The sequence below is a fragment of the Streptomyces sp. NPDC001880 genome (genome assembly GCF_053594575.1).
On record NZ_JBSFET010000001.1, the window covers coordinates 72,262 to 96,302 of the forward strand.

23 protein-coding genes are annotated in these 24,041 nt (G+C 71.5%); 12 read left to right on the plus strand and 11 right to left on the minus strand.

Features of this window, described 5'->3' with window-relative positions:
• The first annotated feature begins 140 nt into the window (after positions 1-140).
• From ACWCQ6_RS00370 to ACWCQ6_RS00385, 4 genes are all read left to right on the plus strand, one after another.
• The gene (locus ACWCQ6_RS00370; protein ID WP_451084537.1) at positions 141-911 is read left to right on the plus strand and encodes an IclR family transcriptional regulator; all 771 of its coding nucleotides are present in this window, start codon (positions 141-143) and stop codon (positions 909-911) included.
• Positions 912-914: 3 nt separating this feature from the next.
• Positions 915-1,388, plus strand: a complete 474-nt coding sequence (locus ACWCQ6_RS00375; protein ID WP_451084538.1) for a GNAT family N-acetyltransferase — start codon at positions 915-917, stop codon at positions 1,386-1,388.
• A 152-nt stretch (positions 1,389-1,540) separates the two neighbouring features.
• A complete protein-coding gene (locus ACWCQ6_RS00380; protein ID WP_451084539.1) occupies positions 1,541-2,992 on the plus strand; it encodes a penicillin-binding transpeptidase domain-containing protein in 1,452 nt (483 codons plus the stop codon).
• Between the two features lie 87 nt (positions 2,993-3,079).
• The gene (locus ACWCQ6_RS00385; protein WP_451084540.1) at positions 3,080-3,442 is read left to right on the plus strand and encodes a hypothetical protein; all 363 of its coding nucleotides are present in this window, start codon (positions 3,080-3,082) and stop codon (positions 3,440-3,442) included.
• A 44-nt stretch (positions 3,443-3,486) separates the two neighbouring features.
• Here ACWCQ6_RS00385 and ACWCQ6_RS00390 read toward each other — a convergent pair whose 3' ends face one another.
• Positions 3,487-4,665, minus strand: a complete 1,179-nt coding sequence (locus ACWCQ6_RS00390) for a hypothetical protein (protein WP_451084541.1) — start codon at positions 4,663-4,665, stop codon at positions 3,487-3,489.
• Positions 4,662-5,621, minus strand: a complete 960-nt coding sequence (locus ACWCQ6_RS00395; RefSeq protein ID WP_451084542.1) for a 5-dehydro-4-deoxyglucarate dehydratase — start codon at positions 5,619-5,621, stop codon at positions 4,662-4,664. The genes ACWCQ6_RS00390 and ACWCQ6_RS00395 overlap by 4 nt, the downstream gene beginning before the upstream one ends.
• Positions 5,622-5,905: 284 nt before the next feature.
• On the opposite strand from ACWCQ6_RS00395, the gene ACWCQ6_RS00400 reads away from it, so the two are divergent.
• The 3 genes from ACWCQ6_RS00400 (at position 5,906) to ACWCQ6_RS00410 (ending at position 8,356) form a co-directional block, all read left to right on the plus strand.
• Positions 5,906-6,715: an NAD-dependent epimerase/dehydratase family protein gene (locus tag ACWCQ6_RS00400; RefSeq protein WP_451084543.1), complete on the plus strand. Its 810-nt coding sequence runs from the start codon at positions 5,906-5,908 to the stop codon at positions 6,713-6,715.
• 81 nt (positions 6,716-6,796) lie between these two features.
• A complete protein-coding gene (locus ACWCQ6_RS00405) occupies positions 6,797-7,015 on the plus strand; it encodes a hypothetical protein (RefSeq protein WP_356480970.1) in 219 nt (72 codons plus the stop codon).
• Between the two features lie 129 nt (positions 7,016-7,144).
• Positions 7,145-8,356: a TerD family protein gene (locus tag ACWCQ6_RS00410; protein WP_451084544.1), complete on the plus strand. Its 1,212-nt coding sequence runs from the start codon at positions 7,145-7,147 to the stop codon at positions 8,354-8,356.
• Positions 8,357-8,495: 139 nt separating this feature from the next.
• On the opposite strand, the gene ACWCQ6_RS00415 is transcribed toward ACWCQ6_RS00410, so the two are convergent.
• The 3 genes from ACWCQ6_RS00415 to ACWCQ6_RS00425 form a co-directional block, all read right to left on the minus strand.
• Positions 8,496-8,726, minus strand: a complete 231-nt coding sequence (locus tag ACWCQ6_RS00415) for a hypothetical protein (protein WP_451084545.1) — start codon at positions 8,724-8,726, stop codon at positions 8,496-8,498.
• 157 nt (positions 8,727-8,883) lie between these two features.
• Positions 8,884-10,353 (minus strand): alkaline phosphatase PhoX, encoded by a 1,470-nt coding sequence (locus ACWCQ6_RS00420; RefSeq protein ID WP_451084546.1) that lies wholly within the window; start codon positions 10,351-10,353, stop codon positions 8,884-8,886.
• A 260-nt stretch (positions 10,354-10,613) separates the two neighbouring features.
• Entirely contained in the window at positions 10,614-12,077 is a 1,464-nt protein-coding gene (locus ACWCQ6_RS00425) for a hypothetical protein (protein ID WP_451084547.1), read from the minus strand.
• Positions 12,078-12,307: 230 nt separating this feature from the next.
• Here ACWCQ6_RS00425 and ACWCQ6_RS00430 point away from each other — a divergent pair, with 230 nt between their 5' ends.
• The gene (locus tag ACWCQ6_RS00430; RefSeq protein WP_451084548.1) at positions 12,308-14,161 is read left to right on the plus strand and encodes an endonuclease/exonuclease/phosphatase family protein; all 1,854 of its coding nucleotides are present in this window, start codon (positions 12,308-12,310) and stop codon (positions 14,159-14,161) included.
• 8 nt (positions 14,162-14,169) lie between these two features.
• Here the strand turns inward: ACWCQ6_RS00430 and ACWCQ6_RS00435 are convergent, their stop codons facing one another.
• Positions 14,170-14,883, minus strand: coding sequence for an antibiotic biosynthesis monooxygenase (locus ACWCQ6_RS00435; protein WP_451084549.1), 714 nt, complete (start codon positions 14,881-14,883; stop codon positions 14,170-14,172).
• A gap of 136 nt (positions 14,884-15,019) precedes the next feature.
• On the opposite strand from ACWCQ6_RS00435, the gene ACWCQ6_RS00440 reads away from it, so the two are divergent.
• On the plus strand, positions 15,020-16,153 hold the full coding sequence (locus ACWCQ6_RS00440) for a lipid II:glycine glycyltransferase FemX (protein ID WP_451084550.1): 1,134 nt from the start codon (positions 15,020-15,022) through the stop codon (positions 16,151-16,153).
• A gap of 95 nt (positions 16,154-16,248) precedes the next feature.
• Here ACWCQ6_RS00440 and ACWCQ6_RS00445 read toward each other — a convergent pair whose 3' ends face one another.
• Positions 16,249-16,893 (minus strand): DUF4232 domain-containing protein, encoded by a 645-nt coding sequence (locus tag ACWCQ6_RS00445; RefSeq protein ID WP_451084551.1) that lies wholly within the window; start codon positions 16,891-16,893, stop codon positions 16,249-16,251.
• A 369-nt stretch (positions 16,894-17,262) separates the two neighbouring features.
• Between ACWCQ6_RS00445 and dapA the strand changes: the two genes are divergently transcribed.
• Entirely contained in the window at positions 17,263-18,147 is an 885-nt protein-coding gene (gene dapA / locus ACWCQ6_RS00450; protein ID WP_451084552.1) for a 4-hydroxy-tetrahydrodipicolinate synthase, read from the plus strand.
• Here the strand turns inward: dapA and dapD are convergent.
• Entirely contained in the window at positions 18,144-19,133 is a 990-nt protein-coding gene (dapD, locus tag ACWCQ6_RS00455) for a 2,3,4,5-tetrahydropyridine-2,6-dicarboxylate N-succinyltransferase (RefSeq protein WP_451084553.1), read from the minus strand. The two genes, dapA and dapD, sit on opposite strands and share 4 nt — an antisense overlap.
• Positions 19,134-19,367: 234 nt before the next feature.
• On the opposite strand from dapD, the gene ACWCQ6_RS00460 reads away from it, so the two are divergent.
• Positions 19,368-20,255 (plus strand): winged helix-turn-helix transcriptional regulator, encoded by an 888-nt coding sequence (locus tag ACWCQ6_RS00460; protein ID WP_451084554.1) that lies wholly within the window; start codon positions 19,368-19,370, stop codon positions 20,253-20,255.
• A 49-nt stretch (positions 20,256-20,304) separates the two neighbouring features.
• On the opposite strand, the gene ACWCQ6_RS00465 is transcribed toward ACWCQ6_RS00460, so the two are convergent.
• Both ACWCQ6_RS00465 and ACWCQ6_RS00470 read right to left on the minus strand, forming a co-directional pair.
• Positions 20,305-20,841: a TetR/AcrR family transcriptional regulator gene (locus ACWCQ6_RS00465; RefSeq protein ID WP_451084555.1), complete on the minus strand. Its 537-nt coding sequence runs from the start codon at positions 20,839-20,841 to the stop codon at positions 20,305-20,307.
• Complete coding sequence (locus ACWCQ6_RS00470) at positions 20,841-21,161, minus strand: DMT family transporter (protein WP_189541389.1); 321 nt, start codon at positions 21,159-21,161, stop codon at positions 20,841-20,843. The genes ACWCQ6_RS00465 and ACWCQ6_RS00470 overlap by 1 nt, the downstream gene beginning before the upstream one ends.
• Positions 21,162-21,378: 217 nt before the next feature.
• On the opposite strand from ACWCQ6_RS00470, the gene ACWCQ6_RS00475 reads away from it, so the two are divergent.
• On the plus strand, positions 21,379-22,380 hold the full coding sequence (locus ACWCQ6_RS00475; protein ID WP_451084556.1) for a hypothetical protein: 1,002 nt from the start codon (positions 21,379-21,381) through the stop codon (positions 22,378-22,380).
• A gap of 234 nt (positions 22,381-22,614) precedes the next feature.
• Here the strand turns inward: ACWCQ6_RS00475 and ACWCQ6_RS00480 are convergent, their stop codons facing one another.
• A complete protein-coding gene (locus ACWCQ6_RS00480; protein WP_451084557.1) occupies positions 22,615-24,009 on the minus strand; it encodes a DUF3616 domain-containing protein in 1,395 nt (464 codons plus the stop codon).
• Positions 24,010-24,041 lie beyond the last annotated feature (32 nt).

A 24,041-nucleotide genomic window follows, 5' to 3' on the forward strand; every position in this document is an offset into this window, starting at 1 on the left:
CAGAAGTTGTTCGGTATTCTGAACACAGTTCCTGATCGTGAATATATGCGACTCTATTTCCGGGCGTTCGGTGTTGGCAAGAAGTCGCCGGTTCAAGAAGTCTCAGGGTTTCGCAAGTGGGCTGGAAGGGGCGTAGGACGATGTCGGCTGCCGAATCCGGTGGGGCACAGGTCAAGTCCGCGGTACGGACGGTGGAGCTGCTCGAATACTTCGCGGGACGGCCCGGCATGCACTCGCTTGCCTCGGTGCAGGAGGCCGTCGGCTACCCCAAGTCCAGCCTGTACATGCTGCTGCGCACGCTGGTGGAGCTGGGCTGGGTGGAGACCGACGCGACGGGCACGCGGTACGGGATCGGCGTACGGGCCCTGCTGGTCGGCACCTCGTACATCGACGGCGACGAGGTCGTCGCAGCCGCCCGGCCGACCCTGGACCGGCTCGCCGACGACACGACGGAGACCATCCACCTGGCGCGTCTCGACGGGACGAACGTGGTGTACCTCGCCACCCGGCAGTCCCAGCACTATCTGCGCCCCTTCACCCGCGTCGGCCGGCGGCTGCCCGCCCACTCCACTTCGCTCGGCAAGGCGCTGCTGGCCACCCACAGCGACGAACAGGTCCGCAAACTGCTCCCCGAGACGCTGCCCGCGCTGACCGAGCACACCATCACCCACCGCGAGAAGCTCATCGAGGAACTGCACCTCATCCGCGAACAGGGGTACGCGGTGGACCGCGAGGAGAACACCCTCGGACTGCGCTGCTTCGGCGTCGCCGTCCCGTACCGCACCCCCGCCCGCGACGCCATCAGCTGCTCGGTGCCGGTCGCCCGGCTCACGCCCGCGCACGAACAGATGGTGAAGGACGCGCTGTTCGACGCCCGGGACCGGCTGACGCTCGCCACCCGGAGGCTCTGACCCGTGAGGATTTCCCTGCGCGAGGTCCAGGACGGTGATCTGCCGCTGTTCTTCGCCTTCATGTCCGACCCGGAATCGGTCAGGACGGCCGCCTTCACCAGCGAGGACCCCACCGACCGGCATGCCTTCGACGCCCACTGGCAGCGCATCCTGGCCGACGGCTCCGTGGTGATGCGCACGGTGGTCGCGGACGGCGCGGTGGTCGGCAACGCCGGGGTGTACGGGCCTCTGGGCGACCGCCAGGTCACCTACTGGATCGACCGGGCGCGGTGGGGCCGGGGACTCGCGACCGCCGCGCTGTCCGCGCTGCTCGTCGCCGTGCCCGAGCGCCCGCTGCACGCACGGGCCGCGGCCGACAACGCCGGCTCGCGCCGGGTCCTGGAGAAGTGCGGATTCACCGTCACCGGCACGGACCACGGGTACGCGCACGCCCGCGGCGAGGACACCGCGGAGCTGCTGTTCACGCTGCCGCAATGAGCGGCGCGCGGGACCGCACCCGGTGACAGCGGCGTACCAACCGGGGGCATCGTCCCCGGGCGCCCCGGCCCCACATGAGAAACCGGTGAGAATCGCTGAGAATCGCCTCATTCGGGAACGGCGCACGGAGCCCCGTTCGTCCCTCGGGCGGGATGAACAGAACGATCAGGCATGCTTCGGTCTTCTGCCTGCTGCTGGTTCTCGCCCTGCTGGTGCGGGCGACCTGGCTGCAGGCGTACCAGGCGGAGGCGCTCGCAGACAACGAACACAACCGGCGGAAGACCATCGCGCAGTACGCGCAGCCGCTCGGCGACATCATCGTGGCCGGGAACCCGGTCACCGGATCGAAGAAGACGGTGGACAGCGACCTCGCGTACAAACGCACCTACACCGAGGGCGAGCTCTACTCGGCCGTCACCGGTTACAGCTCGCAGGCGTACGGCTCCACACAGCTCGAAGGGATCTACAGCCATGTGCTGGACGGCACCGACGACCGGCTGAAGAACCCGTTGGACGCGTTGACACGCAAGCAGGCGGCCCCGGGCAACGTCCTGACGACGATCGATCCGGGCGTGCAGAGGGCCGGGTACGAGGCGCTCGGCGACGACAAGGGGGCGGCGGTCGCGATCGACCCGAAGACCGGCCGAATCCTCGGCATGGTCTCCACCCCCTCGTACGACCCTTCGACGATCAGCGGGACGACGGACGGCGAAGCCTGGCAGAAGCTGCTCGACGACGAGGACAAGCCGACGGTCAACCGTGCGCTGCGCCAGCCGCTGGCCCCCGGCTCCACGTTCAAGCTGGTGGTGGCGGCAGCCGCGCTGGAGGAGGGACTGTACGGCTCGGTCGACGAGCGCACCGACAGCCCCAATCCGTACACGCTGCCCGACACCAGCACCGTCCTGAACAACGAGAACCCCTCGGCGCCCTGCGCGAACGCCACACTGCGCACCGCGCTCCAGTACTCCTGCAACAACGTCTTCGCGAAGGCCGCCGTCGACCTCGGCCAGGACAAGGTGAAGGCGATGGCGGAGAAGTTCGGCTTCAACACCGACGAGCTCGATGTGCCGGTCCGGGCGTCCGAGAGCGTCTACCCGTCCGGCATGGACCGCCCGCAGACGGCGCTGACCGGCATCGGCCAGTTCGAGGTCACCGCGACGCCGTTGCAGATGTCCATGGTCTCGGCCGCCATCGCCAACGGCGGCGAACTCGCCGCGCCGCACATGGTGTCCGCCGTGACCGACTCCAAGGGCAACGCGCTCCAGGAGTTCGAGGACGGGGACACCGAGCGGGTCGTCTCCGAGTCCACCGCCGAGCAGCTGCGCAGCGCCATGGTGACCGTCGTCGAAGAGGGCACCGGCAGCAACGCCCGGATCCCCGGGGCCGAGGTGGGCGGAAAGACGGGCACCGCGCAGAACGGCGTGGGCAACAGCAAGACCCCGTACGCCTGGTTCACCTCGTACGCGAAGGACGCGTCCAGCGGCAAGGAGGTCGCGGTCGCCGTGGTCGTCGAGGACTCGGGCGCGGCACGCTCGGAGGTCAGCGGCAACGGTCTGGCGGCGCCGATCGCCCAGAAGATGATGACGGCGGCACTGGCGGACTGAAAGCCGGCGGGAGCCGCACGCCGGATCCGGCGCGGGTGCGTGGCCTCGGGCACGCACCCGCGCCGGACGTGTTCGGAGACGTGCGGCATGTGCCCTGCCCCCGTGCGGGGACGGCTCCTCGCGGTGGCGGTGGGGGCGCGGGCGCTGCCGTACGACGCGGTGGCGCCGGCGGCGAGCGCGGCTGTCGGGGCAGGGCTGCCGTGTATGCTGATCGCCGCGATGACGGCGGTGCAGCAGGAGACCCCTCAGGCCGTGCCGGTCCGCACCGCCGCGACCGCCAGCACGCTGATGATGGTCCCGAACGCGGTGGCGCTGGCACTCGGCGCCGGTCTGATCGCGCTGGTGGACATCCGGGTGCTGCTGCCGCTGGTCGGCGCGGCGGGACTGCTGACCGCGGCCCTGTTGGTGAGGGGCCGGCGAATGGGGTCTCCCCTGCTCGAACGAAGTTGAGAGCTTGGGGATGGCCGACGGACGCCCTCGCCGGCCCGGCTCCTTCATCGGCTCAGGCGTGAGAGCGCTCCGGCGACGGCCCGGAGGTCCGGGCCGGAGGCCAGCCCGGCGTGGTACAGCCGCAGTTGGTCCGCGCCGAGCGATGCGGCGTGCGCGGCGTCCCGCTCCAGCGTGGCGGGGCTGCCGCCCATCCCCGTGACCACGCAGAAGTTGGCCGCGAGCACCCCGTCGCGCCCGGCGAACGGGCCGAGTACGGCCTCGCGCGCCGTGTCGTCGCCGGTGCAGGGCAGCACCACACCGTCCGCCACGGACAGGATGTGCTCCGGGTAGACCCCGACGTTCGCACCGGTGCGGTGGGGTGCGGGGTCGGCGTGCAGCAGCACCTGGAACCCCGGCTCCGCCGCCGCCCGCACGGCGGCGACCGCGGACTCCTGGAGCGTACGGGCAACCTTGCCACGCCACTGGAGGGTCGCGGCGGCGAGGTCGGCGCCGAGGAACTTCTCGATGCCCTCCCGGCCTGCCTCCGGGGAGCCGGAACCGGCCCAGACCGGCTCCAGCGCGGTGCGTACGGCCGCCGCCAGTCCGTCGGCGTCCAGGCCGTGTCCGGCGTAGCCGGTCCGGCAGCAGGGGCAGAAGCAGAGCGACATCAGATACTGCGCCGCGTCCCCGAGACCGACGCCCGCGATCTTGTCGTGGGCGTGCAGATGCGCGAAGCCGTACCAGCCGCAGGACTCCAGCTCGGTGCCGCGCGCGCCGCCGCGCACCGCCGCCTCCGCCGCCAGTGCGACCAGGTACGCGCGGACCGCGGGCCGGGCGATGCACGGTGCCCAGGGATAGCGGTCGCCGTACGCGTTGACCACGGAGGTTTCCGGATGTTCGGCTCCCAGCCGGGAGTTGTGGGCCAGGACCACCCAGGTGTGGACCTCCAGGCCGGCGGCGGTGAGGGCCTCGGCGGCCTCGGCGAACGGATCGTCCGAGGCCACCCAGGTCTGCTCGTGGGGACGCAGTTCGCGCCCCGCCCACCGGGCGGCGTCCGGCGGGTAGAGCACCGCGGCATGCTCTGCGGTGACGATGCGCCGGCCGGGGTGACGCGGGGTCAGCGCCCGGGTGGAGTGGTAGGCGGCGGCCAGCGTCACCTGCTGGACGCCCAGGTCCGCGACGCGGGCGGCGGCGTCCGCGTCGCCGACCACGTCCCAGGGGTAGAGGAAGGCCGAGGTCTTCACCCGCGCCGCTCCTGCCCGTGCTTCTCCAGCAGGGCCCGGCCGCGCGCGATGATCGCGGCGAGCTCCTCGATGTGGGCGGCGGGCGGCTCGGTGAGCGGGGTGCGGACCTCGCCGACGTCCAGGCCGCCCAGCCGGACTCCGGCCTTGACGAGCGAGACGGCGTAGCCGCGGCCCTTGGCGCGCAGCTCCACGAGCGGCCGGTAGAAGTGGTCGAGCAGGGCCCCGGTCAGTTCGTCGTCGCCGGAGTCCATCGCCCGGTAGAAGGCGAGCGCGATGTCGGGCGCGAAGGCGAAGACGGCGGAGGAGTAGAGCGTGACGCCGACGCCCCGGTAGGCCGGGCCGGTGAGTTCGGCGGTGGGCAGTCCGTTGAAGTACAGGAAGTCCCGGCCCGGCAGTGCGGTGCGGACGGCGCTGACGATGCGCTGCATCAGGTCGAGGTCGCCGTAGCCGTCCTTGAGGCCGATGACGCCGGGCGCCCCGGCCAGTGCGACGACGGTCTCGGGGGTGAAGACGGCGTTGTCGCGCTGGTAGACGATCGTCTCCAGGGAGGTGGCCGCGGCGAGCGCGGTGTAGTGGCTCAGCAACCCCTCCTGGTCGGCGACGACGAGATACGGGGGCATGGCGAGGAGCCCGTCCGCACCCGCTTCCTCCGCGAGCTTCGCGTACTGGATCGCGAGCGCCGTGCCGTACCCGGCCCCCGCGACGACGGGCACCTCTCCGGCGGTCTCCTCGACGGCCGCGGCGACGACACGGCGGAACTCCTGAGGCGTGAGCGCGTGGAACTCGCCGGTGCCGCAGCAGGCGAAGACCGCCGCCGCACCGGCATCGACACCGGCCCTCACATGTGCGCGGAAGGCATCGAGGTCGATGTCGCCGTCCGGTCCGTACGCGGTGACGGGGAAGAAGAGCGGCCCGGCGACACGGCCGAGTCGGGCGGCAAGAGGGGCTGAGGTCACTGGCGCTCCCTGAGCGGGTTCAGGCGTGCACAATTCTGATCGACGTCCACATTCATGAACGTCTTCACGCTAAGGCAGCCTCCAGGCACAGGTCAAGGAGGGGGCAGCGGACGAACGGATCCAGCGATCGACCCGAGGTCGGAGTTTCCGGCTCCGGGAGAGCAGCCGCCGACCCGCGCCGCCGCACTTGACTCCGAAAGCCAGGACTTCTTAGCTAAGGGCTGTCCCGTAATCCATGCATATGAATGTCGTCCATGGATTTGATGTCCCGAGGAGATTCGCGCATGCCCGCTCCCCGCACCGTCCTGCTCACCGGCGCCGCCGGCGGTCTCGGCACCCTGATGCGCGGCCTGCTGCCCGCATACGGTTACGAGCTCCGCCTCTTCGACGCCGTCCCCGTCGAGGGCGAGCCGGACGCGATCACCGCCGACCTCGGCGACCGGGAGGCGCTGCGTGAGGCCGTGCGAGGTGTCGACGCGATCGTCCACCTCGCGGGCATCTCCCTGGAATCCACTTTCGACAAGATCCTCAAGGCGAACATCGAGGGCACGTACAACCTCTACGAGGCCGCGCGCGAGGAGGGCGTGCGGCGCATCGTTTTCGCCTCCTCCAACCATGTCGTCGGCTACACCCCGCGCCCGCTGCCCGGCGACCCGCTGATCCCCGTCGACGCCCCGCGCCGCCCCGACACCTTCTACGGCCTGTCCAAGTCCTTCGGCGAGGACCTCGCTCAGCTGTACTGGGACCGGCACGGCATGGAGACCGTCTCGGTGCGCATCGGCTCCTGTTTCCCCGAGCCGACATCGGTGCGGATGCTCTCGGTCTGGATGAGCCCCGAGGACGGCGCCCGGCTCTTCCATGCCGCGCTCACCGCCGAGGACGTGCGGCACACCGTCGTCCACGGCTCGTCCGACAACACCCGGCTGTGGTGGGACCTGACGACGGCCCGCGCGCTGGGGTACGAGCCGAGGGACGACTCCGAGCCGTACGCGGCCCGACTCATCGCCGAGCAGGGCGAGCTGGATCCGGACAACCCCGACCACGCCCACCTCGGCGGTCAGTTCTGCACCAATCCGCCGGTCTGGCCGCGCTGACGACGGCACGCGTCCACGCACATCCGCCTCCGCCCGAATTCACGCGACAGGGCACCCTTGCGCCGGGCAGGATGCGGGGCCATGCCGAGACCTTCCGGATTCCTTTACGAGCAGCACGGCGACGCGAGCGTCACCATCACTCACCACGGCCGCCCCGCGGGCACGCTGCGCGGCGGCCGGGCGGAGAAGTTCCTGGCGGAGGTGGAGTCGGGGGACGCACAGCTGGTGATGGCCCGCTGGACCGGGGCGTACAAACACGGCAACGAGCGCACCGCCCGCAACCACCCGCGCAACCGCTGACCAGGCGTGCGGGGCGGGCGCCCGCCCCACACGGCCATATGTCCGCGAAGGTCTCGAAGGTTCTTAAAAATCCCCGAAGGTCCTCGAAGGTAAGGGAACGGCAAAGCGAGGTCGCTCGTTATCCCGAGCATGACCGCTATGACCCCCGGCTCGAACATCCCTCTCTCCACGGCCCGCGTGGCCGTGGACGTCTCCGCACCGGTGCGGCTCGACGTTTCGGGCCTGCTGCTCACCGCCGACGGCAAGGTGCGCTCCGACGACGACTTCATCTTCTACAACCAGCCCAGCGGGCCCGGCGTGACCTACCGCTCCGGCGGCGGCACCGCGCCGGACGCGATCCTGGTGGACACCGCCGCGGTCCCGCCCGGCATCGAGAAGATCGTCGTCACGGCGAGCCCGGATGCGGCGGGCCAGACCTTCCAGGGCATCGAACCCACCGCGACGGTGCGCAACGCCGAAGACGGCAGCGTGCTCGCCACGTTCACCCCGCCCCGGCTGGGTGCCGAGACGGCGCTCGTGGTCATCGAGGTCTATCTCCGCAACGGCGCCTGGAAGGCCCGCGCGGTCGGCCAGGGCTATGCCAACGGACTGGCCGGCATCGCCACGGACTTCGGCGTCTCGGTCGAGGAGGAGCCCGCCGCCGCACCGGCCCCCGCGCCCGTGGCGCCCCCGGTTCCCCCCGCGGCCCCGGTGGACCCCCGGATCGCCGCACCCCCGGCCCCCGCCACCCCGCCGGCTCCGCCCGCCGCCCCGCCCGTCGGCGGCAAGATCAACCTCGACAAGGGCCGGGTCAGCCTCCAGAAGAACCAGACGGTCTCTCTGGTCAAGGGCGGCCGGCCGCTGCTCTCCCAGGTCAAGATGGGCCTCGGCTGGGAGCCCGCGTTCCGGGGCAAGGACATCGACCTCGATGCCTCCGTGATCGCCTACGGCCCCAACCGGAACCACCTGGACAGCTGCTATTTCGGCAAGCTCGCCATCCTGAACGGCGCGATCAAGCACTCCGGCGACAACCTCACGGGCGAGGGCGCGGGTGACGACGAGGTGATCGTCGTGGACCTGGGCCGGATCCCGGCGGAGGCGACCGGCCTGGTCTTCACGGTCAACTCGTTCACCGGCCAGAAGTTCACCGACGTCGCCAAGGCCTACTGCCGGCTGGTCGACGCGGCCACCGGCGAGGAGCTGGTCCGCTTCGACCTGACCGGCGCCGAGCCGCAGACCGGCGTGATGATGGCCAAGCTGATCAAGCAGTACTCCGGCGAGTGGGAGATGACGGCCATGGGCGACTTCGTGAAGTCGCGCACCGTCCGCGGCATGGTGAAGCCCGCCGCTCAGGCGCTGTAGGCCCTGGTCCGCCGGCCAGGCCCCGAGCGGGGCCAACGGCTCCCGATACGGTTTCAGGGGCTGCCTGCGAGTGTCAGGCAGCCCCTGGAACCGTAGAGCGTGACGGGGACGCGGACACCGCGCGTGCTCGCCGCCCCTCTCAGAGCTTGGTCAGCTTGGAGTACGGGCTCAGGATCCTCCCCTGCCGCCCCGAGAAGTCGATGAGCACCGCGTCGTTGTCGCCCTCGACGGCGAGAACGCGGCCGAGCCCGAACTGATCGTGCGACACCCGGTCGCCCACATCGAACAACTCGACGGGTGGCTCCGCCTGGGCCGGGCGGTTGAAGGGACTGGAGGGCAGATGGCGCCGGGAACCGGCTGACTGTTTCATTGCCTTGAGTATGCGCCCTGGCAACGCCCGACGCCATGCCCGTTCACCATTGGCGGCACACTGGCACCGGATTCGTGACCGGCCTCTGCCGGAGCCGGTACGGTGAGGGCTTCCCCGTTCCGTACCGGCTCCCCCGTGCCGAGGGCACCCGTACGGGCTACCGCTGCTTCTGCGGCTGGCGCTTCCACGGACCGGTGATGGCGAGCATGATGCCCGGCGTCTGGATGTTGGCGTACAGCGTCCGGCCGTCGGGCGAGAACGTGACTCCGGTGAACTCGCTGTACTCCGGCTCCTCCTCGCTGCCGATGTTCAGCTCGTTGCGTGCGATGGGGTAGGTGCGGCCGCTCTCGGTCGCCCCGAAGAGGTGCTGGATGCCGTCGCCGTCCTCGGAGATGACCAGTCCGCCGTACGGCGAGACGGTGATGTTGTCCGGGCCGTCGAAGGCGCCGTCCTTCGACGGGTCGGCGTTCACCCCGAGGAGCACCTTCAGCGTCAGCGTGCGGCGCTTCGGGTCGTAGAACCAGACCTGGCCGTCGTGCTGGACGGGGCTCTCGGAGCGGGCGAACGAGGAGACGACGTACGCGCCGCCGTCGCCCCACCACATGCCTTCGAGCTTGCGGGCCCGGGTGACCTCGCCGTCGGCGAACTGCTTGCGCACCGAGACCGTCCTGGCGTCACGGTCGGGTACGTCGACCCAGTCCACGCCGTACACCGTGCCGATCTTCGTGGCGCGGGACAGGTCGTCGACGAACCTGCCGTTGCTGTCGAAGCACTTGGTGGCCTGGAGGACACCGGCGTCGTCGGCGAGCGTGCGCAGCTTGCCACGGCCGTGCCGGAAGCCGTGCGGCGGAACCCAGCGGTAGAGCAGCCCGTTGGGGCCGGAGGCGTCCTCGGTCAGGTAGGCGTGGCCGCGCTTGGGGTCGATGACGACGGCCTCGTGGGCGTACCGGCCGAACGCCTTGATCGGGTGCGGGTCACGGTTGGCGTGCCGGTCGTACGGGTCGACCTCGAAGACGTAGCCGTGGTCCTTGAGCAGGCCGTTCTTGCCGGCCTTGTCCTCGGTCTCCTCGCAGGTGAGCCAGGTGCCCCACGGGGAGGCGCCACCGGCGCAGTTGGTGGACGTACCCGCGATACCGACCCACTCGGCGGTACGGCCGTCGCGGCGGGTCTCCACGACGGTGCAGCCGCCGGCCGCGACCGGGTCGTAGACCAGGCCCTCGGCGAGCGGCACCGGGTGCTCCCAGCCGGCGCGGGTGCCGCTGAGCTCGTGGTTGTTGACGAGCAGGGTGACGCCGCGCGGGCCTTCGAAGGCGGCCGTGCCGTCGTGGTTGGAGGGGGTGAACTCGCCGGACTCCAGCTTGGTGACACCGGTGTGGGTGATGACCTTGTACGAGAAACCGGCGGGGAGCGCGAGTATGCCCTCGGGGTCTGCGATCAGCGGCCCGTAGCCGGGCTCGCGGTCGTGCCCGTGACCGTGGTCGTGGCCGTCGTGACCGTGGCCGTGCTTCGGATCCCCGGCGGCAAGGGCGCCCGGTGCGGTGGCGAGCGCCGCGACGGTACCGGTCAGTGCGATGCCGGCACCGGTGAGGGCGGACTGTCTGGTGAATTCCCTGCGCGTGAAGGGCATCACGTACTCCTGGAGCAACTGGGCGGGTCGTTGATGCGCCCACAGTCGCGCCCCTGTGCCAACACCAGTTGAACGGCGGGCGACGCCGGGGGACACCCTTGCTGTGCACTGGGGCGTGTTCCGAAAGTCCCGCCTGGTCGGGGGCGTCCGGGCGGACGACGCCACGTTCGAAACACGCCCTGGCCGGATCGCATGCCCTGAACTCGCCGTTCACCGTGGGCCGCCCCGTTCGCGCCGCCCGCTCCACCCTCGGGCGGGGGTCAGTCCCTCTTGCGCGACCGGGCCTTGAAGGCAGCCTTGCGGGCCTCCTTGGCCTTCTTCTTGTCGCTGTGCAGCCGCCCCATCGCTTCGAGGACCTCCGCGGTCGCCGGGTGCTCCACCCGCCATGCCTCGTCGAAGAAACCGCTGTGCTGGCCCGCCAGTCCCTCGACCAGGCCCTGGAGTTCGCCCAGGTCGCCCTCGGCCTCCAGCTGGGCCGCGATCGTGTCGACGGCGAGCCAGAAGATCATCGACTCCGGCGGCGCGGGTACGTCGGCCGCGCCCAGCTCCGCGAGCCAGACCCGGGCCAGGCCGCCCAGCTCGGGGTCGTCCAGCACCGCGCGCACCGCGGGCTCCGCCTCCGCACCGACCAGGGCGAGGGCCTGCTGGCAGTGGAGCCTGCGCAGCGGGGCCTGCCGGTCCGTTCCGCGTGCCGCGGCCAGGAGTTCGGCCGCCGCACCGTCGGTGCCGCCGCGCCGGGCGAGCCACAGCTCGACCTCGCTGCGGGCCGCCGCCTCGGGGTAGTACGCGACGCCTCCGAGCAGTGCGTCGGCGCCCTTGTCCACGAGGTCGCCGATCGCCGGGGCGTCCACCCCGGCCTCCAGCATCCGGGTCCGCAGCCCGTACAGGCCGAGCGGGGTGAGCTTCACCATTCCGTACCGGGCGATGTCCTCGTCGTCGGCCGGCACGGCGGCGTCCTCGCCCTCCTCGACCAGCAACGCCTCGTCCACCGGGCGGTATTCGACGATCCCGATGGGTTCGAGGACCCGGAACTGGTCGTCGAGGCGCATCATCGCCTCGGACACCTGCTCAAGGATGTCGTCGGTGGGTTCACTCATGTCGTCGGGGACGATCATCGACGCGGCGAGTGCGGGCAGCGGCACGGGGGCGGTGTCCGTGCCGCCGTGGCCGTCGCCGACGGTGAGCAGATAGAGGTTGCCGAGGACCCCGTCGAGGAATTCCGCCTCGGCCTCCGGGTCCCAGTCCAGGGAGTCGAAGTCGACCGAGCCGTCCTCACCGACGAGATCGGCGAGGTCGTCGAAGACCGGCACGGTGGCGTCGGCGTGGACGGCCTCCAGGCCGTCGAGCCAGATCGACAGGACGTCCTTCGGCGAACCGCCGGTGACGACCGCCAGGTTCTCACCGGCGGTCGCGGTCCCCTCCGCGTCCGGTCCGGCGGCCTCGTCGGGGTCCTCGACGTCGACGAGCCCCGTGTCGACCGCGAGCCGCCACGCCTCGCTCGCCTCCGCCGCACCGTCCTCGTCGGCCGCCAGGCCCAGGTGCTCGGCCGCCGCGGGCAGCTGTGCGTCGACGAGCTCGCCGCCGGCGCCGACCCGGGTCCCGGGGCCCGCCCATCGGGCGAGCCGGACGGCGCGGGCGAGCAGCGGCGCGGCGAGCGCGTCCCGTGCCAGCTCGGCCTCGGTGCGCAGCCGTACGGGCGGCAGGGTGGGGGGCTCTGCGGACATCAGGTGGTTCTCCTCGGGGCGTACCGGACGTACGGATCGGGCGCGCCGGACGTACGGACCGGGCGTACGGTTCGGGCGGCCCAAGCGTAAACGCATTTCGCCCCATGCCGCCCGGTTCATGCAACGGACAGCGGCAGTCCACCCGGGAGACCTTGACAACGGCCTTGCGCACACAAGAGATTGACGCGCGTAGATCTCCACTCTGACCCTCGATACCCCCGGAGCCCGTGATGCCTGCCGCATCGTCCAGAACGACCGCCGTCTCCGCCGTAGTCACCGCCGCGCTCGCCGCCGGCCTGCTCACCGGCGCCGCCTCCGCGTCCGCCTCCACCGCCCCCGGCCAGGCCGTGGACGGCCAGGTCGAGATCCACGACATCCAGGGCTCCACCCGGATATCCCCGCTCGTCGGCCGACAGGTCGCGGACGTGGCGGGCATCGTCACCGGAGTGCGGACGTACGGCTCGAAGGGCTTCTGGTTCCAGGACCCGACCCCGGACGCCGACCCCGCCACCAGCGAGGGCGTCTTCGTCTTCACCGGCTCCGCGCCCACCGTCGCCGTCGGTGACGCGGTCACCGTCTCCGGCACGGTCACCGAGTACGTCCCGGGCGGCCTCGACTCCGGCAACCAGTCGCTCACCGAGATCAGCAAGCCCACCGTCACCGTGGTGTCCTCCGGCAACGCCCTGCCCGAGCCGGTGCGGGTGACGGAGCGCTCCGTCCCGTCGCGGTACACCCCGCAGGGCGACCGCGCGGCGGGCGGCTCCATCAACGCGCTGCCGCTGCGGCCGTCCCGCTACGCCCTGGACTACTACGAGTCGCTCGAAGGCATGAACATCGGCGTCGGCACCTCGCGGGTGGTCGGCGCCACCGACGCGCACGCCGAGCTGTGGGTGACGGTGAAGCCGCACGAGAACGACGCCCGCCGCGGCGGCACCGTCTACGGCTCGTACGACGCGCAGAACACCGGACGGCTGCAGATCCAGTCGCTGGTGCCGCTGGCCCAGCAGCCCTTCCCCAAGGCCGACGTGGGCGATGTGCTGACCGGTACGACCGAGGGCCCGCTCGACTTCAACCAGTACGGCGGCTACACGCTGACCGCCCGCACCATGGGCACCGTCACCGCGAAGGGCCTGAAGCGGGAGACCACCCGCAAGCAGCGCGACGGCGAGCTGGCCGTGGCGACGTACAACGTCGAGAACCTCGATCCGACCGACCCGCAGGGAAAGTTCGACGCGCTCGCCGCCGCGGTCGTCGACAACCTCGCCTCGCCCGACATCGTGGCGCTGGAGGAGATCCAGGACAACAACGGCGCGAAGAGCGACGGCACGGTCGCCGCCGACCTGACGGTGAAGAAGTTCACCGACGCGATCGTGGCGGCAGGCGGCCCGGCGTACGAGTGGCGCTCCATCGACCCGCAGGACAAGAAGGACGGCGGCCAGCCCGGCGGCAACATCCGCCAGGTGTTCCTCTTCAACCCGGAGCGGGTCTCGTTCACCGACCGGGCCGGCGGCGACGCGACGACGGCGACCGATGTCGTACGGGAGCGGGGCCGCGCCGCCCTGACCCTCTCCCCCGGCCGGATCGACCCGGCGAACGCGGCATGGGAGAACAGCCGCAAGCCGCTCGTCGGGGAGTTCGCCTTCCGCGGCCGTACGGTCTTCGTCGTCGCCAACCACTTCGCGTCCAAGGGCGGCGACGAGTCCCTCTTCTCGGAGCACCAGCCGCCGACCCGTTCCTCGGAGGTCCAGCGGCACGCGCAGGCTCAGGCGGTCAACACCTTCGTCAAGAAGCTGCTGAGCGTCCAGAAGAACGCGGACGTGCTGGTCGTCGGCGACATCAACGACTTCGAGTTCTCCGGCACGGCCAAGACCCTGACGGCCGGGGGCGTGCTCCACCCGGCCATCAAGTCCCTGCCGCGCTCGGAGCGTTACAGCTATGTGTACCAGGGCAACAGCCAGGTCCTCGACCAGATCCTGACCAGCCCGTCCATTGGCGGCTACCACTACGACAGCGTGCACATCAACGCCGAGTTCGCCGACCAGAACAGCGACCACGACCCGCAGGTGCTCCGCTTCCGCCCGTAGCGGCGGCGCTACGCGCCCACCCCCGGCCGGATGCTGAGGGCGGGCGTGTACCGGTGGACTCCGCCGCCGGTCACCCCCGGGTAGGACTGCACCCGCTCCCACTGCGGCGTGCGCGACCCGATCCCGGCACCGGGGGCGGCGAGTGCGTCGATGTGGGCCCGGGCGCTCTCCCATTCGGCGTAGTTGAGCACCCGGGTTCCGTCGGTACTCACATGGAAGTGCCCGCGGATGCCGCCGGGGGCGGGCGCCGGGTCGGTCCCCAGCGCCTCGAACACGGTGTCCACCCAGTCCCGTTGTCGCGCCTTGTCCGGGCCCTCGAACTCGACGTCGACGATCACGACGCAGCCCGGCTCCCGCCCGTCGCCCTCCCGCGGCGGCGTGGACCGGTAGAGCTCAAGGGTGTGCAGTCCGAGCCGCCGGATGCCCGGCACGGCGGCGTCGATGTCCGCGTTGCGCTCGTCCCTGCCGTGCCGGAAGAAGTCCTGGTACGCCTGCTCACCACTCCACTGGCTGTAGTGGAAGAGGGTCTTCCCGTCCTCACCGGCATGGACGGTGTACGAAAGAAGTCCCGGATGCGGCCAGTCCCGGCTGTCCCAGGCCTCACGAATGGCCTCGACCGTCCGCCGTCGGCGCTCCGGGGTGGCGAGATCCCAGGTGCTCGCCTTGACGAGTCCGACGTCGTTGCGGGCAAGATCGGGACGGGATTCGAATCGCACGCTCATGACGGGTCCTCCTGACCGGGGCACCGGGGCGGTGCGCCGTTGCCGACCACCCTGATACGTCAAGTGCGCTTGAGGTCAACAGCGCACCCCGCCGGCACCGTCGGGCGCAGCGACCGCACAACGAACGGAGTAGCGCATGGCACCGCATCTCAGGACGATCAGCCGCCAGGAGCATCTGGCGTTCGTCGCAAGCCGTCCCGCCGTGAGCCATATGCAGGTTCCGTCATGGGGTGATGTGAAGCCCGACTGGCGCGCGGAGAGCATCGGCTGGTTCGACCGGGACGGCGCGGGAGCGGAACGGATCGTCGGAGCCGGGCTGGTCCTGTACCGGCCGATCCCCCGGGTGAAGCGCTTTCTGGCCTATCTGCCGGAGGGCCCGGTCATCGACTGGCACGGCTCGGGGCTGGGGCAGTGGCTGGATCCGATGGTGGCGCACCTGAAGGCTCAGGGCGCGTTCTCGGTACGTATGGGCCCGCCGGTGGTCGCCCGGCGCTGGGACGCCCGGACCGTCAAGGACGCCATCGCCGACCCGTCCGCCGGGCGGCTGCGCGACGTGCCGCCGGACTCGCAGCAGCCGCGGGCCGCCGAGCTCGTGGAACGGCTGCGCGCTCTGGGCTGGCGGCGGGGCGGGGAGGAGAGCGAGGACGGTTTCAGCGCGGGGCAGCCCCGGTACGTCTTCCAGGTGCCGTTCGCCGGGCTGTCGCTGGAGGAGATCCGGGGCGGCCTGAACCAGCAGTGGCGGCGCAACATCAAGAAGGCGGAGAAGGCGGGCGTCAAGGTCGTCGAGGGCGATTACGAGGACCTCCCGGCCTTCTACGAGCTGTACCGCGAGACGGCCGGGCGCGACCGCTTCATCCCCCGCCCGCTCGGCTACTTCCAGCGCATGTGGACCGTGCTGCGGGCCGAGGACCCCGACCGGATGCGGCTCTATCTCGCCCGGCACGACGGGGAGACCCTCTCCGCGGCGACGATGCTGACCGTGGGCAACCACGTCTGGTACTCCTACGGCGCCTCGACCGGCCGCAAGCGCGAGGTGCAGCCCAGCAACGCGATCCAGTGGCGCATGATGAGCGACGCGCACGAACGGGGCGCGGCCGTCTACGACTTGCGCGGCATCACCGACACTCTCGACGAGAGCAGTCATCTGGTGGGACTGCTGCGCTTCAAGGTCGGCACGGGCGGCCGGGCCGCGGAGTACATCGGCGAGTGGGACTACCCGATCAACAAGGTGCTCCACAAGGCCTTCACCCTCTACATGGCCCGGCGCTGAGCGACCCGGCGCCGGTGGCAGGCCCGGTTCCACGAGTCGCTGGGCCTCGCCCGCAGCCGACGAGGGCCCTCTGCCCCCCGCGCCGCGTGGTGCCGCTACGTGGGGCCGGTCCGCCACGCGGTCGTGTAGAGCTCGTCGAGCAGCCGTACGTCGCTGCCCTCGAGCGGGAAGGTGCGCGCCTCCAGGCCGGGCGCCGGTGCGATCTCCAGGGCGTCGCCCTCGATGAGGTCGCCGCCGGTGGGGGTGGAGACCCAGGCCAGGAGCGACCGCACCGTCTTCCCCGGCTTCAGCACGACCTCCTGCGGCCCTCGGTCGGTGCCCATGTAGGAGGAGCCCGGGTTCACCGGGACGGGCAGCGGGTCACCCGCCTCGTCCAGGGCGCGGACGGACGGGTAGCCGTGGACCCTGTACGGCTTGCTGCCGCAGTTGGTGAGGGTGAGCCCGACGGCCCGGTGGCCGAGCGCCGCCTCCACCTCGCCCATGTCGACGACGACGCCGGAGGACGGGCAGCCGGCGTCGACGGCGGGCGTGGGGCCGGCCCCCTGCGCACCCGGCGGCCGGCCGGAAAGCCCGGCGGAGACGCTGGGGAACGGGGTCGGCAGCTTGTCGGCGTGCACCCCGCCGGGCAGCCGTGACACGCTCGGCGTCGGCTCCGGCTCGCCCTCGCCCGCCGGTACGAGGAACCCGGCGCATCCGGTGAGCGAGAGGCCCAGCACCCCGGCCAGGAGCACGGCCGCCACCGGCCCGCGTCTCCCGCTCCCCGTTCCGGTCCCCGCCCCTGCCTGTCCTCGCACGCTCACGCACCCACCCCGGTCCCGGCCTGTCGCATAGGTCCTGTCCTGCCGATCTTCATGGGCCCGGGACGCCTGGCACGGCACCTCGCCGCGTTGTCGGAGTCGCCCAAGTACGTCCAGTACGAGGACGATCCTCCGCCCTGCGATGCACCGCACCAGACGCCCCGGGCTGATCCACGAAGATCGACAGGACCTAGGCGTTCGATCATGCCGGAGTGCGGCGGCCCGGCCCCGGCGACTGTTGAGTCCTGCTCGTCCCTCACCTCAAGCAGATCCGAGTGGACCTTCGCGGTCCGGCCGACGGAGACTTCCGGAATGACCACAACCGCAACTCCTTTCGGCCGCGCACTCTGCGCCATGATCACGCCGTTCACCGCCACCGGCGACCTGGACCCGGAGGCAGCCGGGAAGCACGCCGCCGCCCTGGTCGCCGACGGCTGCGACGGCCTGGTGCTCAACGGCACCACCGGCGAGTCCCCGACCACCACCGACGCCGAGAAGACCGCGCTGCTGCGGGCGGTCCGGGCGGCGGTCGGCGACGGGGTGCCGATCGTCGCCGGGGTCGGCAGCGCGGACACCCGGCACACGGTGGAGCTCGCCCGGCAGGCCGAACGAGCGGGCGCGGACGGCCTGTTGGTGGTGACGCCGTACTACAGCCGGCCGCCGCAGGCCGCCGTGGAGGCGCACTTCCTCCGTGTCGCCGACGCGACCGGCCTTCCGCTGATGCTGTACGACATCCCCGGCCGCACCGGCACCCGCATCGAGCCGGAGACCTTGCTGCGGCTCGCGGAGCACCCCCGCATCGCGGCCGTGAAGGACTGCGCGTACGACCTGCTCGGGTCCACGAAGGTGATCGGCGCGACCTCGCTGGCGTACTACTCGGGCTGCGAGGAGCTGAATCTGCCGTTGTACGCGGTGGGCGCGGCGGGCTTTGTCAGCACGGTCGCCAATGTGGCGCCCCGTCGGCTGAGGGCGGTCCTGGACGCGTTCGACGCCGGGGACACCGCGCGGGCCGCCCGGCTCAACCGGCTGGTCCTCCCGCTCACCGAGGCGATGATGGGCTCCGGACTGCCCGGCACGGTCACCGCCAAGGCGCTGCTGGGCGCCGGACCGGTCCGCGAACCGCTGCAGCCCGCCGGGCGCGAGGCGACCGACGGGCTGCGGCGGATCTACGAGGAACTGCTGGCCGCCACGGATTAGTTGTGGCTGTGCAGGATGTCGTTCAGGCCGCCCCAGACCGCGTTGTTCGGGCGGGCCTCGACGGCGCCGGTGACCGAGTTGCGGCGGAAGAGGATGTTCGAGGCGCCGGAGAGCTCACGGGCCTTGACGATCTGGCCGTCCGGCAGCGTGATGCGGGTACCGGCCGTGATGTAGAGCCCGGCCTCGACGACACACTCGTCGCCGAGCGCGATCCCGACACCGGCCTCGGCGCCGATCAGGCAGCGCTCGCCGATGACGATGCGCTCCTTGCCGCCGCCGGAGAGGGTGCCCATGGTGGAGGCGCCGCCGCCGATGTCGGAGCCGTTGCCGACGACGACACCCGCGGAGATGCGGCCCTCGACCATCGACGTGCCGAGGGTGCCCGCGTTGAAGTTGACGAAGCCCTCGTGCATGACGGTGGTGCCGGAGGCGAGGTGCGCGCCGAGCCTGACCCGGTCGGCGTCGGCGATCCGGACGCCCTTCGGCGCAACGTAGTCCGTCATCCGGGGGAACTTGTCGACCGAGGTGACCTGGAGGTGCAGACCGTCGGCACGGGCGTTCAGCCGCACCTTCTCCACGTCGTCGACGGCGACCGGGCCGAGCGAGGTCCAGGCGACGTTGGTGAGGAGGCCGAAGAGCCCGTCCAGGTTCTGGCCGTGCGGCTGGACGAGGCGGTGCGAGAGCAGGTGCAGGCGCAGGTACGCGTCATGGGCGTCGAGCGGTTTCTCGTCGAGCGAGGCGATGACCGTACGTACGGCGACGATCTCGACACCGCGGCGGGCGTCCACCCCGATGGCCTTGACGGCAGCCTCACCGAGGAGGTTGACGGCCTGGTCGGGGGTGAGCCGTTCGGTTCCGGCCGGGCCGGGCTCGGCGGTGAGCTCGGGGGCGGGGAACCAGGTGTCGAGAACGGAACCGTCGCCGGCGATGGTGGCGAGGCCGGCGGCGACGGCGCCGGTGGTGCGAGCAGGAGTCGTGTCGGTCATGACACGAAACCTAACCGGCCAGGCACCGCGGGAGCCAACCGGTCTCGCCGGACGGCCGCGGCGCGGACACCCGCACGGCGGGCACCGTTCCGCTGCCACGTCCCGCACGGCCCGGGAGGAACCCGCCCCCAGCACCCTCCCCTGCGGGTTCCCTTTGGGAACTGACTATGCCATCATGCTTTCCTGCTGGTCGGTCCGGACAGAGGCGGACACGGGAGACCGACGGAGGAGCCCATGCCCCAGCGCACCAGCCTCGCCGACGCCGACTGCGCGATCGCCCGGGCACTCGATGTCGTGGGCGACTGGTGGACCCTGCTGATCGTGCGGGACACGGCACGCGGGGTGCACCGCTTCGACGCGCTCCAGGAGGAGCTGGGCGTCTCGCGCAAGGTGCTGACCGAGCGGCTGCGGCTGCTGGTCGACGCGGGGGTGCTCTCCCGGGAGCCGTACCAGGACCGGCCGCCCCGGTACGAGTACCGGCTCACCCGGCGCGGCCGCGCACTGCTGCCCGTACTGATCGCGCTCCAGGACTGGGGCGACACCTGGGTGCTGGGGGAAGGGGAGAAGATGGCGACAGCCGCGGAGAGCTCGAAGGAGGCGGCCCGGGTGCACGCCCTGGCGGGCACGCGCCTGCCCGCGCTGCGACTGCTGGACCATGAAGGCGTCTCGCGCGACCCGGTCGCCGCCACTCCGTACACCGTCCTGTACGCCTTCCCCGGCGCCCACGCCCGCCGGGAGTCCTATCCGCCGGGCTGGGCCGAGATCCCGGGCGCGAGCGGCTGCACGCTCGAATCCTGCACGTACCGCGACCAGTTGGCCGAGTTCACGGCGGCCGGAGCGACCGTGCACGGGGTCTCCACCCAGCGCCCGGACGAGCAGCGGGCCTTCGCGGACGCGGAGCGGCTGCGGTTCCCGCTGCTGTCCGACGCGGATCTGGAGCTGACGGCGGCGCTGCGCCTGCCGACCTTCCGCGCGGCCGGGATCACATGGCTGAAGCGGCTGACGCTGGTGGTGGACCGCGACCGGACGGTTCGCAAGGTGCTGTATCCGATCACCGATGTCGAGGCGAGCGTCCGGGCGGCACTGGCGGCGGTACGGAGCGGGGGCCCGCGCGGCGTATGAGGGGGCGTCCGCGGGCAGAGCCGTCATCCGGCGCCCGCGCACGGAGCCGTCACCCGGCGATCCGCCGCAGCATCTCGTGCGCGTACGCCTCGTCGTACTCGCCGCCGGTGAGCAGCACCTGCAGACAGATCCCGTCCATGAGCGCGATCAGCGCCCGCGCCGTGGCCGGATCGGTCCGCCGGGACAGCAGCTCGGTAATGCCGTCGGTCCACTCGGCGGCGACGGGGCGCAGTGCGGGCCTGCGCAACGCGGCGAGATACAGCTCGTACTCCAGCTCGGCCCGTCCGCGCCCGCCGGAGAAGTACGCCCCCAGCAGCCCGGCCAGCTCCTGGGCGAGGTCGGACTCCGGGTCGGCCAGCGCCTCGCTCTCCCGCATGACCTCGGCGAAGTTCTCGTTCGACCGGCGCAGTGCGGCGATCAACAGCTCGTCCAGCGAGGCGAAGTGATACGTCGTCGAGCCGAGCGGCACATCGGCCTCGGCCGCGACGGAACGGTGGCTCAGCCCCGCGATGCCCTTGGCACCGACCACTCCGATCGCGGCGTCGATGATGCGGTCGCGCCGCTCGGGGTCGTAGCGGCGCACCATCAGTGGGCCCCGCCCAGATTCAGCACCACCACTCCGGCGATGACCAGCGCTATGCCCGCCAGCTTGACCGGGCTGCCGGACTCGCCCATGAAGAGGATGCCGATGGCGGCGACCGCCGCGGTGCCGATCCCGGCCCAGATGGCATAGGCGGTGCCCACCGACAGCGTCTTCAACGTCTGGGCGAGCAGCCCGAAGGCCACGAGGTATCCCGCGACGGTGATCAGCGAGGGCCAGAACCGGGTGAAGCCCTCGCTGTACTTCATGGCCGTCGTGCCGGCCACCTCCGCCGCGATCGCCGCGGCGAGCAGTCCGTATCCCATGTGTACGAGTGTACGCATCGCCCTCCGCGCGACGGTACGGACGCTTCCGGCCGGCCGGGACGCTACGGTGTCCCGATCAGCACACCGGACAACGACACATGACGGAGCAGCAGTGGCGCACGACGCAGGGTGGGGCGGGGCACCGTACGGAGGGCCCCTGGGACCGCCGGGATGGGGTGGCTGGACGCCACCGCCGAAGCCGGGAGTGATACCGCTGGTGCCCCTGAGGCTCGGGGACATATTCAGCGGCGCCTTCAGCACGCTGGGGCGCTATTGGAAGCAGTTGTTCGGCATCGGCGCGACCGTGTACGGCGGGGCGCTGGCGATCATGGGCGCCGCGGTCCTGATCGGGTACTCCGCGGTCAGCGGCCCGCTGCACCGGCTCATCGCGCTCAGCGCCGACGAGGACCCTCCGTCCTCCGACGTGGTGCCGATCGTGGCCGGCCTCGGTGTCCTCTTTCTGCTCGGCCTGATCGTCTTCTCGGTCGCCACGGCCATGATGTACGCGGCCGTTCCCACGATCCTGCAGGAGGCGGTGCTGGGCAGGCCGGCCACCTTCTCCTTCGTCTGGCGCCGGGCCTGGTCCCGCGTGCCGGCGGTGTTCGGAACGGTGGTGCTGACCTTCCTGATCGCGTTGATCCCGATGGTGCTCGTGATGGTCGGCTTCTTCGCGTTCGTGATCGGCGCCATCACCTTGGAGCACGGGGGCGATGTCGCGCTGTGGACCGCGCTCGGCTTCCTGGGCGCGCTGGCCACCGCCCCGCTCGCGATCTGGCTCTGCGTGAAGTTCTGCCTGGCGCCCTCGGCCGCGGTGTTCGAGGGGCAGTCCCCGGTGGCCGCCCTGCGCCGCTCCTCACAGCTGGTGCGCGGCGACTGGTGGCGGGTCCTCGGCATCACCCTGCTGGCCCTCATGCTTGCCGCCGCGGCGAACTACATCATCCAGATCCCGTTCTCGTTCCTCGGCATGTTCTCCGGGATCATCGGCGGAACGACCCTGGACGAGGACCCGAATCCCGCCTCGGTCGCCTTCGCCATGAGCGGCTATCTGGTGATCCTGGCGCTGGGTCAGCTGATCGGCCAGTTCATCTCGGCGACGTTCCCGCAGCTGGTGACCGGACTGCTCTACGTCGACCGGCGCATGCGCACGGAGAACCTGGGCCCGGCCCTCGCCGAGGCGGCGGCCGTACCCCCGCAGTACGGCGCGCAGTACGGCCCCTGAGCACGCCCGCGAAGGCCCGGCCCGCTCGGTCGACGGGCGAGTTTCTCCGGCGTCGGCACGGACGACTCGCTGCTCTCGCCGGGATCCTCCGGCATCACCGGGGCACATCGGACCGCTGCCCGATGTGCCCCCGCTGCGCCCCGAGCCCGATGACGCGCTCGGCCTCGGCGTTCGCGTCCTCGATTCGCAAGGCCGTGCCTCGCGATGCCGCACATCGCGAGGCCGTCCGTTACGTCAGCCGCCCACGGTGAACCATGTGGCCCGGGACTTCTTCCATTCGTCGTGGTCGAGGTCCTTCGCCTCGGTGCCGTCCCCGTACAGATCGGCCGATCCGGCATCAGTGATCAGCTGCGCGCGGGCGCCCGGAACCGTCAGGTCCGGAACGTCCACGACGGCCTCCCAGCCACCCGGGTCCGCCGTCGGCAGATCGGCCCGCTTGACCGGTGCGTGCGAGGCGACGCCGTCCCAGGTGTAGAGGGCGTACGGGTCGGAGTTGTCGTCGGACGCCCAGGAACCGGCCACGATCAGATACTGGTCGGCGGCGTTCTTCCGGATGTCCCGGATGCTGAGCCCGCCGAGGTCCAGCTCGATCGGCGCACCCATGACCGCCTTCGCCCCGCTGCCGGCCACCTTGTCGAAGTTGGTGATGGGCACGATCAGGGCCTTGCCGCCCGACTTCGGCGGCACCAGGGGCGCCCGGAAGCCGAGGTACGCGGTGGTCGTCGAGCCGGGCGCGAACTCCAGGCCCTCGATGTTGAACCCGTCGATCTGCTTGGGCGCTTCGCCGTCCGCCGTCCCCTCGGCGAAGCCGAGACGGTCGCCGTTCGCCTCGTCCCAGGCGACGAGGTCGTCCCGGAGCTTCTTGTACGAGCCGCCCACCCTCAGCTGCGTGGCGGCGCCCGACCCGGTCACCGTCGTGGTGAAGACGGTGTTGCGGGCCGACTTGTACTCGCCGTCCTTGTTGTTGCCGAGCGAACCGGTCCAGTAGATGGTGTCGCCGGCCCGGGCCGCGCCCTCGATGTCGACCTCCTTCGACACCCCGAGCTCCGAGCCGACGTCCCAGCTCCTCACCGGCGCACCGGACGCGGAACGGTCGTACAGGCGCAGCGTGTTGGACTCGTCGTCGGCCACGACCACGTACCCGCCACCGACGTCCACGGCGGCCGAGGCGTCCGAGGAACCGATGAGATACCGGGTGTCGCCGGCGTTCTGCACGGCGGCGGAGACCGCGTAGTGCAGCGTCTTCGTGGCGCTCTTGCCGCCGAGTCCGGTGACCTTGACCGTGAGGTCGGTGTAGCCGCGCCCGTGCGCGGCGACCGTGAGCCTCCGGGTGCCGCCGGTCCCCGTCACGGTCACATCACCGGTCCCGGCGACGGACGGCTCGGAGCTGGCGGACGCCGCCACGCCGAGCTCGGCCGCGTCGGCCCCGCTCTGCGCGACGGTGACGGTCACCACGGGGTCGCCGCTCGCACCGACGGCGCCGGAGAGGTAGGAGACCGAGAGCCCGATCGTCGGCGTACCGTAACTCGCGGCGTACGCTGGGGCGTTGATCCCCAGGGCGGCCAGCAGGAGAACACCGCCCACGGCGGCGGCCGTCCTGCGGCCGGGGAGCGAAGACTGATGCAGCACGGCATGCCTCTCGTCGGCGTGGATGTCGCGGG